Here is a 13,322-nt window from a genome sequence, read left to right as displayed (position 1 = left end):
GCGGACGCGGGAGAAAATCATCGTCGTTTGTTTTGTGGTTCTCCACACCCTTTTTAGGAAGGACTCTTTTATGGCCAAGGCGAAGCGCACCACACATCGAAGCTCGAAGGGCAAAAAGCTGTACGCGGTTCGAGACAAGGAAGGGAAGTTCAAAGACATCCAGACCTACGAGCGAGCCCATCGCGCTGACCTTGCCAAGAAGAGCAAGGCCGAAAAGAGCAAGGCCGCGAAGAAGAAAAAGTAAATCAATCTGAGAAGGAGAGCTATCCTTCTCGATCATGGTGTACAACCAGCCAGCCGTAGCTTGGTCATGTCCCGCTCATCGCAGAAGTACTTTTGCTGAGAGGAGATCATGACGGAGCTACGGCTGTCTTATGCGCGGACAGTTGCTGAGGTTTCGTTTTGTATGGAGAGGTAATTGGCCTTGGCGAAAGTCATCGCGATGAGATCAGGTCGGAAGAATACAGCTGCGAAAGAGCGATGGGTGCGCCGGACGAATCAATCAGTTGTGGGTCTTGTCCGTCCGGCGTCTGAGAGGTTCAACCTCATTTTGGCGTGGTGTAGATCAGCACGGGTCTGACAATCCCGCCAGTGCCGATCTCATTGGGAAAGGTGTTGTCCACGGAGATCAGCAATTCATTGTTTTTGCTCGCATGGGCCGCATTGGTGATATCCACTTCCCAGCAACCGAAGCTGCCGACGTATTTTTCGCCCAGGTCCTGATGATTGAGCCAGACATGCACACGGCTGTCGAGACCTCCGAACCAAAGCATGACCTTTTTCGTGCCGTCAACCGCAGGCAGCGGTGCGAATGAATGACGGTACCAGATCACGCCGCGAAAAAAGGTGTGTCCCTGTTCATCGAGTGCCGCAGAGTAGGTCTTGAGCGGCTCCCATTTCGCTCCGTCGTCCGGCATCTTCCCGGATGGTTTGGAGCCGTCTTCTACTGCTTCAAGATGAGCGTCCAGTTCGTCGGGCAGGGTGAGGATGACCTTGCCCTCACGCGCCACCCGGCCGGCATCCTTCAGCGTGCGGTAATGAAACAGCTCGAAATATCGTTCGATGTTGGGTGACCACGACACGTTCTTGCCGAAGAAGACGGGATACTTATCGAACCCCGCGCGGTAATTGGCGATAAAGGCTTCGCCCTGTTTTTGCGCTTCCATCAGATCGCAGCGGTTCAACGCATCGCGTGCTGCGAAATATGTTTTTGCAAACGTCAGACTGAAGCGGACGATTTCCACACGCTGTTCGAAAACGCCTTTGCCTCGGCTGGCATTTTCCGCATCGATGAGCGACGCTTCGAGCTGCTTCATCACCTGAGGCGTGAGGATGCGGTGCATCCCCCACACGCCGCCTGCGAAAACTTTGGTGGATTCGTAGGCTTCTTCCAGCGTGGTGTCGTAGGCTCGCATGGCTGCCGCCGCCGGGCCGTAATAGGCGGGATAGTATTCGTCCAGCAGGGCGTTGACGTCTGACTTGGTGTCCCACAGCAGCCGAGCCGCGACGAAATTCCCCGGCATCATCGTGTGCCAGTTGGGATGTGACTCAGCGGTGAAATCGCGCACACCCCATTCGTGCAGCAGCGGAATATTGCGAGTCCAGATCACCCGCCGGGTGTAGGGCATGGCCATATCCGCCAGGTTGAAGTTGTAAAAATACGTACCGACGCGAGGCGAAACAGCAGTCCACCCCTTGAAAAGCTCTGCCAGCATCTGCGATGTCGGGGCGTCCGGAGTTCCCATGCTCACGTAACGGTTGAATGAGATCGGCGCGATCACAGGCACCACACGCGCATCGGGCTTTACTTTCCGAGGCGGCTGGATGTAGTTCATGTACGCCAGCGTTCCAAGTTTGAACTCCAGTCCCGGCGACTGACGTTCTATCTCGGCGCAGATGTTATTCAGGAAAGTAATCCACGCATCGGAGAACGAAGGCATTCCCAGAATCGGCTCGCGTCCCGGACTGTTCATCGCGACGACTTCAGGCCGATCGTCCCGGAGGTAGCCGTCATCGGGCGAGATGGTGATGAATCCCCGTGCCTGCTTGCCGCTCTGTCCGCTGTGCGAGCTACGGTCAAGAAGCTCGATGGCTCGTTTCGCAAAAATCTCAACGACTCGCGGGTTTGCCATGTTGGGGAAATAGCCCGCCTGTCCGTTGACGACGCTGTAAAAGTCGGCGTGCTGCTCCGCCTGACGTTTCTTCCAGCCGGGCAGTGAGGCACCGAAAGTATGCATGGCGTGACCGCAGGGAATCGTTGCGTCACCCAGCCGGTTGCGGTACATCCAGCGCAGCTCATCGCCGGGGCGACACCAGAGCCGACGAGTCATGAAATCAGGGGCAAACTCGCGGCGACCGATTTCGATATCCACCGTTTGTCGTTCAGGTACCACCTCGCCGATCGCGCCGGGCGCATACCAGCGGACACCCAGATCACCAAGTAATTGAGAGGCTGCGTAATAGACAGCACGCCGTGACTGGCCGGCGAGCACTATGCGCTCCGGCGTCACGTCCAGCACATAGGTGTCGCCATAAGGCGTGGGGTGTTCCCATTTATCCTCAGTCCGCCCGACATAAATCGGAATCAGTCCATCAACGGGTACGTCGGAAATGGGTATCTCCGTGCCGCTCATCCGACCCAGATATTGCGCCAGATCATCGGCAGCCCATTTGAGGAACGGAGTCTTGGGCGACCAGTTGAAAGCATCGGGTTCGATGAACTTTTCGTCATTGCTGACGACCACGCAGCATCGAGCTTTGCCATTCTCCGCCAGCAAAAGGCGCGGAGTGTTCTCAGCCGCTGCAACCTGCGCCACGGATACAAGAGTCGCTAGCAGACAGAGCATCAAGCGTTGCAAGCAGCCCTCCGTATCAGATGGTCCGCACCTCTCGTCGCGGATGGTTCAACGAGCAAAATATGAGACGGCATTATCGTATGTATTCGACGGGGTGGGAGATCGTTTTACGAGATGATGGGAGATCGTCGAGAACCCTAGCGAGCGATAACGGATACATCGCGGCAGGCCGCCCAACGGTTGAAGGAAGGATGAAGGTACAGGGCAGCCGCCGTCAGCCGGTCAGTTCGAGGTGGTAGCGGCGCATGAGGTCCGCACGGGAGAGGAGACCCATCAGCTCGCGATGTCCGGTGTCGCTGGCAGTGGGCGCGAAGACCGGCAGATAGTCCACCTCCAGACGGGAAAACGCCTCGAATGCCCTGTCGAGTGTGTCGGTAGTAACGAGCGGCGGCACATCGGATCGCACCAGGTCACCCGCCAGCAGAAGCGAAACAGAGTCCGGGGCGAGCATCATGGTGCGAACATCGTCGAGAGTGAGCAGGCCGAGGTACTTACCGCGACGATCAATGATGACCATGTCGGAGGAAGCACGGGGAGTGCCGTGACGGATGAGATTGGCAGCGGGTTCGCAGGGATCGATCGTTTCGGCAGGGCGGAGCGGAACGTCCTCGACACTGATGCGGCGAAGCGCGCTGATGCCCGTGGGTGATCCCAGCCCGATACCCTCGGCTCGCAAGGGGAGAGTGTAGATGCTCTCCTTGACGAGCAGTTGTTGGATGAGAGTCGCAGTGACGACGCTGAGCATGGCAGGGAGCATGACCTGATAGTTCCGCGTCAGCTCAAAGAGGAGGATGATCGCCATGAGCGGCGCCTGAATAGCGGCGGCGAGGACGGCCCCCATACCAACCAGTGCGTAGGAGCTTGGTTCGATGGCGGGGAAGAAATGGTGAAGCACGATACCGACCGCTCCTCCGCCGGTGGCACCGATGAAGAGCGACGGAGCAAACACTCCGCCTGATCCGCCGCTGCCGAGAGTCAACGAGGTGGCGACAATTTTGAGGATGCTCAGCACCGCCAGCAAAGCCAGCGTGAGCACAGCAAATTGTCCGGCGGGAGTGTTCATGCCGGTGTACCAGGCAGGTTCGAGGGAGCGGAGGATCGTGGGGTATCCGCCGGCGAAAATAGGCACGTAGCTGTCGAGGGCGAACCGCCCAGCTGGACCTCCCAGGTAGCCGTCGTGACGGAACAGGAGAATCACCGCTACACCGCAAAGCCCAGAAAGTCCGGCACCTAGAGCAGGGTGATAGCGGCGGGGGAGACGTTGCGCCAGACGATCCGATAGGTGTTCGACGACGGCAGTCCCTCGCGTGAACATCACCGCCAGGATGCCGCAGACCGCGCCCAGAAAAAGGTAATAGGGCATCTCGCCGAAGGTGAAATGGTAAGCGGCACTACCTGCGGGTATGGCGAAAAGTCCGCCTCCGCCGGAAGCGGTGATCGTCTGATACATGACGGTGGCAACGACGGAACTGACAACAACGGGAGTGAAAGTGCGGACGGAGAAGTCGCGGAGTAAAACCTCCATGGCGAAAAGGACGCCGGCGATGGGAGCGAAGAAAATGGCGCTGATCCCAGCCGCGGCACCGCAGCCGATAAGGGTAGGCAGATTCCGACGAGAGATCCCGGCGGTCGATCCGATGATCGAGCCAACGGACGCTCCGATGACAGCGATCGGAGCTTCGGGTCCAGCCGATCCGCCGGTGCCGATGGTCAGCGTGCTGGTCAGCAGAGTTTCCAGACCGAGCGTTCGACGAAGGCGGGCCGCCTTGCGGATCAGGGCAAAGATAATGCCCGATACGCCGTGCAGTCGGCTGTGTTCGGTGTGGAAGATATAGCGCACCATCACGACGGCCAATCCGCCGACAGCGGGGAGCAGCGGTAAGAGATACAGCCGACCGGAGGTAATCCCCAGACCTTGGCTGAGTTTGTAAAAGTAGTAGTGCTCGATGAGTTTGAGCGTCCGCTCGAAAACCCAGACCGCTCCGCCCGCCGCCAGTCCGATCACCACCGACAAACCGATCAACAGCGTCTCTTCACGAATGCCCCAGTGCGCCAGCCGTTGCAGCACGTACAGTCGCCAGACCGCAGGCATCTTGCGCATCTCGTGGAGGATGTCTTCTTTCATGTGCGGACGGATTGAACGAAATTCGGGTTCGCTAAATTTATACGGATTACGTTTGATCCTTGCGTGATCGTGCTTTCATCTCCCGGAGGGGAAAGAGGCAGGATCAAGGCATTACGATCCGGTCGCGGAATGCGTGGGTCTCCTCACGCAGCACCGGAAAATGTTGTGCCTGCAATCGAAGTTTGAATGATAGCAATACCTGCGGAATCCGGTTCCAGAGGTATTGCGATTCAGATGGTCAATAGGATTGACGCAAGTCGAAAAGAGGAGCGAGTACCTGGCAAGGTGCGGACATTGTTGCGCGTGAGTAGGCCGAGGTACTTACCGCAGCCGACGCCACGTTCGGCGACCTGAGCAGCTCAGCGTCATCAGTACCAGCAGTGCGGCCGATGCGGGTTCCGGCGTGAAGTATCTGCTATCAAGGTAGTCGTACACGTTGTCCACCTCGGTCGCGGAGAGTGCGCGGTTGTAGATAAGGATCTCGGCGATGTAGCCGGTGAAGGCGTAGTCGAGCACGGTGCTCTCGGCACCGATGATGCCATTGAAGTTGCCGGTGGGGAAAGTGGTGTCCGCAACGGACGTGACCGCTGCACCGTTGACTTCCATTGACCAGCCGGAGCCGCCGCCTTTCGTCTTGACGTATGAGGTGATGTAGAGTTCGTTCGCGTCGAGATTCACGCCGGTGCCCAGGTGCGGCGAGCCGCCTGAGCCAGCCCAGCCCAGTGCTGCCGGTGCGGTCGGCTCAAGCTGACCCAGACCGAATGCCCATCGGATGCCCGGACTTGGCGATCCTGATGAACCACCGCTGGCGACCACGAACTGCACCGCGGCGTTTTCCGGCGAACGCAGCGGGTCATGCGTTCCCTGCGCGACGAAGAAAATCGTCATGCCCGAATACGTGTTCGCGTTGGCGAGCGTGAAGCTGAGGAAGTCCCGGTTCGACTGCGTCGGGTTACCGAAGCCGTCGAAGAACAGCACCGGGTGGTTGCTCAGAATGCCGATGTTTGCCGTCGTCAAAAGCGGTCGCTGTGATGCCGTGCCCTGCGTGGCGTTCTGCACCACAGCTATCGCCTGATCATCCCATTGCGAGACCCGACCGTTGATATCCGTGGTCACTCCTGTATCCGACTTAAGCCACAGCTCCAGTCCGCTTGTTACCGGACCGGCTTGGGCGGCATGTCCCGACAATAACGCGATCAGGACAGCGATAAACGGAGATAATCCCTTTCTCATCTCTAAACCTCGCATTTTTGACCTCGTGTTACGATTAGTAACTTTGCCGGTAAAATAGCCCTCTCTAGCCGACAACATGAATTCTGACACCGGAGTCCGTCTGATGCCATGCACCGGAAGAATATATTTTTGCACTTTTGTAACCTGACCTATGCAGATCGACTGGTCTCAAGTTCGCGTTCATCTCCGCAGCACGGTCCGCCTCCGCTGGCGGCATGGTGTATCGATTGATCCCTGGTGGGACCACCGCGTCAGATCCGTTAACGCCACTCTCCGCGCCCAGAGCCTCTGGTACTTCTGGGCTGGTCGGGGCAGGATGAAACTCCGCGCCGGATGGCAGGACCTGCAACCAGGTTCCTGCGTCTGGCTCACTCCCGGATGGTCGTACCAGACGACGCAAGACCCCAAAGACCCTTTGGGGATGAACCTGATCCAGTTCGACCTGATTGAACCCGATGGTTCGGTTCGGTCGTGCGACCACAATCAGCCGGGCGAGCTTGTCAAGCTGCCCAGTGCCTCGATGGTGGAGCAGATCACCTCGCGCATTATTGAGCTGCTGATGGGTGCTGGCCTGAGCGAAGCGTGGATCGTCCGCGACGGACCTGTTCGTCAGGTCGCCACCGCTTTGCTCACAGCATTGCTGATGGACCTCGACGCTGCCACCGACACCGCCCCGATTACCGCCGAGTCCGGCTTGGCGCAGCACCAGTTTTACTTGATCAAGAACATCCTCGATGAGCGCACGGTCAGCCCTGAATCGTTCCCGTCCGTCACGCAGATCGCGCGGCAGCACGGCTTTAGCCGGGGACATTTCACCCGTGTATTTCAAAAGGTGACCGGTCTTCCACCCAACGAGTTTTTCATCCGCCGACGAATTGATCGCGCGTGCAATCTGCTCCGCGGCTCACCGCTGACGATCAGTCAGATCGCCGAAGCTCTTGGTTACCAGAATGTGCATTTCTTCTCGCGACAGTTCAAGCATCGTGTCGGCGTGACGCCCGTTGTCTTTCGCAAGAGCGGCGAGCCATCGGCGGATGCTCATCGCGTGTCGGAATAAGCAGAATAGGCGGGAACTCGTCAAATAATCGCATTTATTCAGCGCAGCCGCTTGTGCGGTGTGTTGAACTGCGTTTTCGCTTTACGTTCACTTGCGAGGGATGGGGCGAGCTGAGTTATACCCGTGACCGCCGATGATTGAAGATCATCAGTCCGCCGAGGTCGCATTCTGCGTCAGGATATAGCTGCGATCAAAATCAAAGCTCGCCCAGTGCATAGGGTCGATTCTCGATAGTGCATCGTGATACCATGTCACAATGCCCAACCATTCGCCGTGATGGAGGAGTTTGAATCGCGGGATGCCGTGTCGGCACTTTTGACTCCCAAGAGGTCTTCGAGAGTCATCGCCGCTTGCATCCTTCCGGACGCACGGGAAGAAGGGAAGGAGGCGAGCAATGGGCATCAGCAGAAATGATCCAGCCGAGATGGGCCGCCGCAATTTCCTCAAGGTCGCCAGCCTCGCCGTGCTCGCCGCTCCGGCGATGAGCTACGCACAGGCTGAGGGTCGTCCGATCAACCGACAGGAGCAGCACATGAAGATCACGAGAAACGGTTCGCAGCCGTCCAGCAAGGGTCCGGCCGAGTACTTCACGGGCACCGTTCGCATCGACTCCCGGTTTGAGGGCACCGATGCGGCCCGCGTTAGCGGTGCGACAGTCACGTTCGAGCCTGGGGCGCGCACGGCGTGGCACACGCATCCGCTTGGCCAGACGCTCCTCGTCACCGTCGGCCTCGGCTGGGCACAGGTTGAGGGTGGCCCCGTCGAGGAGATCCAATCTGGCGACATCGTGTGGTTTCCTCCCAACGTCAAGCACTGGCACGGAGCATCACCGACGACGGCGATGACGCACATCGCCATCGCCGAGAAGCTCGACGGAAAGAACGTTGAATGGATGGAAAAGGTCACTGATAAACAGTACCGCAAGTAATGCACCACCCGTTATGAAAGGAAAACCGAGATGGACAATCGCCGCAATGACTCGGATCGTTCGGATGCTTCGTTGGATATCAGTCGTCGTGAAATACTGATCGCTGGTGCGGGCCTCACGGTGGCACCGCTGTTGGGGACGATGATTCCCGGCTGGGCGGCTGCTCAACCCACCTCGAACGAGGCGAATAAACCCGTCGCCGCCAAGAGTCCGCTCACAAAACTCAACAACGGAGTGCAGATGCCGGTCTTCGGCGTAGGCACCTTTGCGCTGCCCACCATTCAGGCGGCCGATGTCGTCCACTTCGCCCTGACCAACGGCTACCGGCTGATCGACACAGCCAAGAACTACGGAAACGAGAAGGAGGTCGGCGAAGGCATCGCCCGTAGCGGTGTGCCCCGGTCCGAACTGTTCGTCACCACGAAGCTCTGGATTGAGGACTTTGGGTACGACGAGGCGCTCCGTGCCTTCGATCTGAGCGCGAAAAAGCTCGGACTCGACCAGATCGACCTCTACATTCTGCACTGGCCGGTCCCGACCGACTTCAAGAAGACGATCGCCGCATACAAGGCACTTGAGAAGCTCTACACCGACAAGCGGGTCCGCGCGATTGGTGTGTCCAACTTCAAAGCGGATCACCTGAAGACGCTGATGGACCAGACGCAGGTCGTGCCGGTGCTTAACCAGATCGAACTCCACCCGTACCTTACACAGAATGACATGCGCGAGTTTCACGATCAACACGGCATCAAGACGGAAAGCTGGTCACCGATTGGCGGCTGCTTCCGTATTATTCCGAAGGATCCGACCAATATCGTCGATGTGCTTCAAGATCGGGTGCTCGTCAACCTGGCCCAGAAGTACAAGAAGACCACCGCGCAGATCATCCTCCGCTGGCACAACCAGCACGGGCTTATCGTCATCCCCAAGTCCCAGCACTACGAGCGACTGCTGAAAAACATCGACATCTTCACATTCGAACTGGCCGCAGAGGAAATGGCCGCGATCGACGGTGTGAATCGGAATCTTCGCGGCGGACCCGACCCGGACAAATTCGACATCCCGGCGTTTAAGGAACTGATCCGGAAGCGCGACGGACTGTGATGGGAAAAGTACTCGACGGCGAGCCGGAGACGTTCGACTAGAACTCGCACCCGATCACGATCGATGACTGATGAGGAGAACAGCCATGACAACGCACACCATTCCGAAGATCACCCTGAACGACGGTGTCACGATCCCGCAGATGGGGTTCGGCACCATGAACCTGTCGAATGTTCGTGACAATAGCCCGGAGAGCCACGAGGTCACTGCGAAGGGCGTCGAAGCCGCGATTGCCGCCGGCTACCGGCACTTCGACACGGCCCAGATGTACGTGAACGAGAAGGGCGTCGGGCTGGGCATCGCCAGGTCGGGGATCCCGCGAGCGGAATTTTTTCTCACCACCAAGCTCGGCAACGGCAACCACCGACCCGACGACGTGCGACGCTCCTTCGATCAAAGTCTCGCAGACCTCGGCGTCGAGCAACTGGACCTGTTCCTCATGCACTGGCCGCTCCCGACCTTGTATGACGGGGACTACGTTTCCACGTGGCGTGCCATCACCCGTCTCGTCGATGAGGGGTTGTTACGGTCGGCTGGTGTGTCGAACTTCCAACCCAACCACCTGCAACGCATCATCGGTGAGACGGGACGTGTGCCCTCCGTGAACCAGATCGAGGTTCACCCTTACTTCGGACGGCGAGAGATCTTCACTGCATGCGCCAGACACAGCATCGCGGTCGAGGCGTGGAGCCCGCTGGGACAGGCCAAGGTGCTGGGCGATACCACGCTTGGCGCGATCGCCCGCAAGCACGACCGATCCGCAGCCGAGATCGTGCTGCGCTGGCACACGCAGCAGGGTCGCATCGTGATCCCGAAGACCGCGACGCCCGCGCGCATGGAGCAGAATATCGCGGTCTTCGACTTCACGCTCGCGCCCGAGGATCTTGCAGCCATCGATGCGCTCAACAAGGGCGAGGCCGGCCGACGCGGGCCGAACCCCGATACCTTCGACTGGATTCCGTCCGCCTCGAACCCAACTCCAACGGTGCGGCGATGAGCCGTCACGGCGAAGTAATGGAAGGAGCGACGAGAAGATGATGAGCCTGAGCGCAATTCGACGGATCTTCACGAGCGGGGAGGTCTCATGAAGCCCTACGTCATCTGTCACATGGCTGCCAGTATCGACGGCCGTACCCTGCTCAACCGTTGGCGTCCCGAGGGTGTGGTCGCCGAAGGTCTCTTCGAGCGCGTCTACCAGGAACTCGCGGTCGATGCCTGGATCGTCGGCCGCACCACCGGTCAGGAGTACGCCAAGGGCAAATCGTACCCGGCTCATTCGGAAGAGCATTTTTCGCGAGAGCCGTGGTTTGCCCAGCGTGATGCGAAGGCATACGGCGTCGTGCTTGATCCCCATGGAAAAATCGCCTGGGGAAGGTCGGACGTCGAAGGCGACCACATCGTGGTCGTTCTGACCGAACAGGTGCCCGATACGCATCTGGCGGGCCTCCGCACAGACGGAGTGTCGTACCTGTTTGCCGGAGAGTCGCAACTCGACCTCCCGCGCGCCTTAGACAGCCTCGCTCGGGAACTCGGGGTCAAGCGTCTCCTGCTCCAGGGCGGGGGCGTGACCAATGGTGCGTTCCTGCGCGACGGGTTGATCGACGAAATCAGCCTGATTCTCTTTCCCGCCATTGATGGCGTCGAAGGGGCACCGTGCGTCTTTCAGTCGAGTGAAGCGGACGGCAGCAGGCAGGCGAAGGTCACGTCGATCACGCTGGCCAGTCACCGTGTACTGGACGGCGGAGCCGTGTGGCTCCGGTACACCGTGCGGTGAGAGTGGGTTTGAATGGACATGGCGGTGAGGATCGACTCGCACAGTGACTGAAGTGCAACGGGATGATATCCGGGCTCGGAGGTGATCGCATGAAACGACTCGTCGCTACGTCCCTCGCGATCTCCGTACTCTCGTTGGGGGCATTGCTTTACCCGGTCGCCTCGGCATGGCGCGCGCCGGAAAAGGCCGATGCCGTGCCGAAACACGACATTCGCTACCCGACCATTACCACGAAGGAGATAAGCATGGTTTCTCCAGCCCTCGATCGATACACGCAAGACACCGTCCGCGGCGGCCTGTGGAAGCGTTCCGGTTTGTCCCCGCGAGACCGGGGCATCGTGACGCTCGCGGCGCTCGTCGCCCGGAACCAAACTGTCGAGATGCCCTATTACCTCGACCTGGCGCTCGACAGTGGCGTCAAGCCGGGAGAGGTCTCCGAGATCATCACGCACCTCGCGTTCTACTCCGGGTGGGGGAACGCCATGTCGGCCGCGGCCGTCGCGAAGGACGTCTTCGCCCACCGCAAGATCGGGGCTGATCAGCTGCCTGCGGCTTTGCCCGACCTTCTCCCCCTCGACAAGGCCGCCGAGGCGAAGCGTGCGGCGACCGTCGAGCAACAATTCGGGGCTGTGGCCCCAGGGCTCGTGCAGTACACGACCGACATCCTGTTCCACGACCTGTGGCTGCGTCCCGGCCTCGCGCCGCGGGATCGGAGCCTTGTCACAGTCAGCGCGCTGGTCGCGTCCGGCCATGTCGCTCAGATGCCCTTTCACCTCAACAAGGCGATGGACAACGGCCTGACGCAGGCGCAGGCGGCGGAAGTCATCACACACTTGGCTTTTCACGCTGGCTGGCCGAACGCCATGTCCGCTCTCCCGGTCATGAAGGATGTTTTCGAGAAGCGTCCCAAATAGAGGCAGAAGCCCGATATCGAGGAGGAAATCATGCCGCACGTCATCGTCAAACTCTGGCCCGGTAAATCCGAGCAACAGAAAGCCCGACTCGCCGAGCGAATCACCCAAGCCGTCACGGACGTACTGGGCTACGGCGAGGAGTCCGTCTCGGTCGTGATGGAGGAGGTCGACGCGCGGGACTGGGCAGAGAAGGTCTACAAGCCCGACATCGTGGGCAAGCCGGAGCAGATGTACAAGAAACCGGGTTACGACTTGTCCGATTTGCCGTCATCATGAGAATCACAGCGAGGAGATGAATCATGCGAGGAGCAATCCTGTACGGCCCGCGCGACGTCCGCTTCGAAGATCGCGAGATGCCTAGGATCGAAAAGCCGACGGACGCGGTCATCCGTATGGCTGCGACGTGCGTGTGTGGCTCAGACCTGTGGCCCTACCGCGGAATACAGCCGATCAGCGGTCCGCAGCCGATGGGACACGAATACTGCGGCTTCGTCGAGGAAGTCGGCAATGCGGTGAAGAACGTGAAGCCCGGCCAGTTCGTCGTCGGCTCATTTGCCACCTCGGATAACACCTGCCCGCATTGCAAGCACGGCTACCAATCATCTTGCATGCAGCGAGAGTTCATGACGCGGGCGCAGGCGCCCTTTCTGCGCGTCCCGCATGCGGATGGCACACTCGTGCCGACCGAAGACACGCCGTCTGAAGATCTGATTCCGAGCCTGCTGGCGACGTCCGACGTGCTGGGTACGGGCTGGTTCGCCGCCGACGCTGCGAACGTCAAGCCGGGATCGACCGTCGTGGTCGTCGGCGACGGTGCGGTCGGGTTGCTCGGTGTTCTCTCGGCCAAGCAAATGGGTGCCGAGCGCATCATCGCGATGAGCCGCCATGCAAAGCGCCAGACCCTCGCCCGCGAGTATGGCGCGACCGACATCGTGACCCAACGTGACGACGAGGGCGTGGCCGTCATCAAAGACATGACCAAAGGTGTTGGCGCGGATTCGGTTCTGGAGTGCGTCGGTACGCAGCAGGCGATGATGCAGGCGATCCGTTGCACGCGGCCCGGTGGGTACACTTCCTTTGTCGGAGTGCCGCATGAAATGAAACTCGACGGCCAAGACCTTTTCTACTCCCATGTTCACCTGCATGGCGGTCCCGCACCCGTGCGGCGATACCTGCCAAAGCTCATCGATCTGGTGCTGAGCCGCACTATAAACCCCGGAAAAGTTTTTGACCTGAGATTGCCGCTGAATCAGGTGGCTGAGGGCTACCGAGCGATGGATGAGCGAAGAGCTATCAAAGCCTTACTCCAGCCCTGAGGTGCTGGTGAAATGG

The 13,322-nt window shown here is 59.5% G+C and carries 12 protein-coding genes; 9 read left to right on the top strand and 3 right to left on the bottom strand.

Going from position 1 to position 13,322, the window contains the following annotated elements; genetic code table 11:
* Positions 1 to 70: 70 nt before the first annotated feature.
* Positions 71 to 244 carry a hypothetical protein gene (locus tag IT444_10620; protein ID MCC7193222.1) on the top strand — a complete coding sequence of 58 codons (174 nt, stop codon included), beginning with the start codon at positions 71 to 73 and terminating at the stop codon, positions 242 to 244.
* Between the two features lie 301 nt (positions 245 to 545).
* On the opposite strand, the gene IT444_10615 is transcribed toward IT444_10620, so the two are convergent.
* The 3 genes from IT444_10615 to IT444_10605 all read right to left on the bottom strand — a co-directional run bounded on the left by IT444_10615 (position 546) and on the right by IT444_10605 (position 6,213).
* On the bottom strand, positions 546 to 2,858 hold the full coding sequence (locus IT444_10615; GenBank protein ID MCC7193221.1) for a DUF4838 domain-containing protein: 2,313 nt from the start codon (positions 2,856 to 2,858) through the stop codon (positions 546 to 548).
* Between the two features lie 211 nt (positions 2,859 to 3,069).
* Entirely contained in the window at positions 3,070 to 4,980 is a 1,911-nt protein-coding gene (locus tag IT444_10610) for a chloride channel protein (protein MCC7193220.1), read from the bottom strand.
* A gap of 321 nt (positions 4,981 to 5,301) precedes the next feature.
* Positions 5,302 to 6,213, bottom strand: coding sequence for a hypothetical protein (locus tag IT444_10605; GenBank protein MCC7193219.1), 912 nt, complete (start codon positions 6,211 to 6,213; stop codon positions 5,302 to 5,304).
* Positions 6,214 to 6,364: 151 nt separating this feature from the next.
* Here IT444_10605 and IT444_10600 point away from each other — a divergent pair, with 151 nt between their 5' ends.
* The 8 genes from IT444_10600 (at position 6,365) to IT444_10565 (ending at position 13,306) form a co-directional block, all read left to right on the top strand.
* Positions 6,365 to 7,270, top strand: coding sequence for a helix-turn-helix transcriptional regulator (locus IT444_10600; GenBank protein ID MCC7193218.1), 906 nt, complete (start codon positions 6,365 to 6,367; stop codon positions 7,268 to 7,270).
* A gap of 532 nt (positions 7,271 to 7,802) precedes the next feature.
* The gene (locus IT444_10595) at positions 7,803 to 8,198 is read left to right on the top strand and encodes a cupin domain-containing protein (GenBank protein MCC7193217.1); all 396 of its coding nucleotides are present in this window, start codon (positions 7,803 to 7,805) and stop codon (positions 8,196 to 8,198) included.
* A 141-nt stretch (positions 8,199 to 8,339) separates the two neighbouring features.
* The gene (locus tag IT444_10590; protein MCC7193216.1) at positions 8,340 to 9,302 is read left to right on the top strand and encodes an aldo/keto reductase; all 963 of its coding nucleotides are present in this window, start codon (positions 8,340 to 8,342) and stop codon (positions 9,300 to 9,302) included.
* Between the two features lie 85 nt (positions 9,303 to 9,387).
* Positions 9,388 to 10,299, top strand: a complete 912-nt coding sequence (locus IT444_10585) for an aldo/keto reductase (GenBank protein ID MCC7193215.1) — start codon at positions 9,388 to 9,390, stop codon at positions 10,297 to 10,299.
* A gap of 87 nt (positions 10,300 to 10,386) precedes the next feature.
* Positions 10,387 to 11,076 (top strand): RibD family protein, encoded by a 690-nt coding sequence (locus IT444_10580; protein ID MCC7193214.1) that lies wholly within the window; start codon positions 10,387 to 10,389, stop codon positions 11,074 to 11,076.
* Positions 11,077 to 11,165: 89 nt separating this feature from the next.
* The gene (locus tag IT444_10575) at positions 11,166 to 11,990 is read left to right on the top strand and encodes a carboxymuconolactone decarboxylase family protein (protein MCC7193213.1); all 825 of its coding nucleotides are present in this window, start codon (positions 11,166 to 11,168) and stop codon (positions 11,988 to 11,990) included.
* Positions 11,991 to 12,020: 30 nt separating this feature from the next.
* Positions 12,021 to 12,266: a tautomerase family protein gene (locus IT444_10570; GenBank protein ID MCC7193212.1), complete on the top strand. Its 246-nt coding sequence runs from the start codon at positions 12,021 to 12,023 to the stop codon at positions 12,264 to 12,266.
* Positions 12,267 to 12,289: 23 nt separating this feature from the next.
* Entirely contained in the window at positions 12,290 to 13,306 is a 1,017-nt protein-coding gene (locus IT444_10565) for a zinc-dependent alcohol dehydrogenase family protein (GenBank protein MCC7193211.1), read from the top strand.
* Positions 13,307 to 13,322: the final 16 nt, after the last annotated feature.

The sequence above is a fragment of the Phycisphaeraceae bacterium genome (assembly GCA_020851465.1).
In the GTDB taxonomy this organism is placed as follows: Bacteria; Planctomycetota; Phycisphaerae; order Phycisphaerales; family Phycisphaeraceae; genus JADZCR01.
The sequence above is the reverse complement of the archived record's forward strand: the minus strand, read 5'-3'. Positions and strand labels throughout refer to the sequence as shown.

Bases quoted from the DNA above. Each gene is read 5' to 3' on its own strand.
- IT444_10620 (MCC7193222.1), top strand. From the start codon at position 71: ATGGCCAAGGCGAAGCGCACCACACATCGAAGCTCGAAGGGCAAAAAG.
- IT444_10610 (MCC7193220.1), bottom strand. From the start codon at position 4,980: ATGAAAGAAGACATCCTCCACGAGATGCGCAAGATGCCTGCGGTCTGG.
- IT444_10605 (MCC7193219.1), bottom strand. From the start codon at position 6,213: ATGAGAAAGGGATTATCTCCGTTTATCGCTGTCCTGATCGCGTTATTG.
- IT444_10600 (MCC7193218.1), top strand. From the start codon at position 6,365: ATGCAGATCGACTGGTCTCAAGTTCGCGTTCATCTCCGCAGCACGGTC.
- IT444_10595 (MCC7193217.1), top strand. From the start codon at position 7,803: ATGAAGATCACGAGAAACGGTTCGCAGCCGTCCAGCAAGGGTCCGGCC.
- IT444_10590 (MCC7193216.1), top strand. From the start codon at position 8,340: ATGATTCCCGGCTGGGCGGCTGCTCAACCCACCTCGAACGAGGCGAAT.
- IT444_10585 (MCC7193215.1), top strand. From the start codon at position 9,388: ATGACAACGCACACCATTCCGAAGATCACCCTGAACGACGGTGTCACG.
- IT444_10580 (MCC7193214.1), top strand. From the start codon at position 10,387: ATGAAGCCCTACGTCATCTGTCACATGGCTGCCAGTATCGACGGCCGT.
- IT444_10575 (MCC7193213.1), top strand. From the start codon at position 11,166: ATGAAACGACTCGTCGCTACGTCCCTCGCGATCTCCGTACTCTCGTTG.
- IT444_10570 (MCC7193212.1), top strand. From the start codon at position 12,021: ATGCCGCACGTCATCGTCAAACTCTGGCCCGGTAAATCCGAGCAACAG.
- IT444_10565 (MCC7193211.1), top strand. From the start codon at position 12,290: ATGCGAGGAGCAATCCTGTACGGCCCGCGCGACGTCCGCTTCGAAGAT.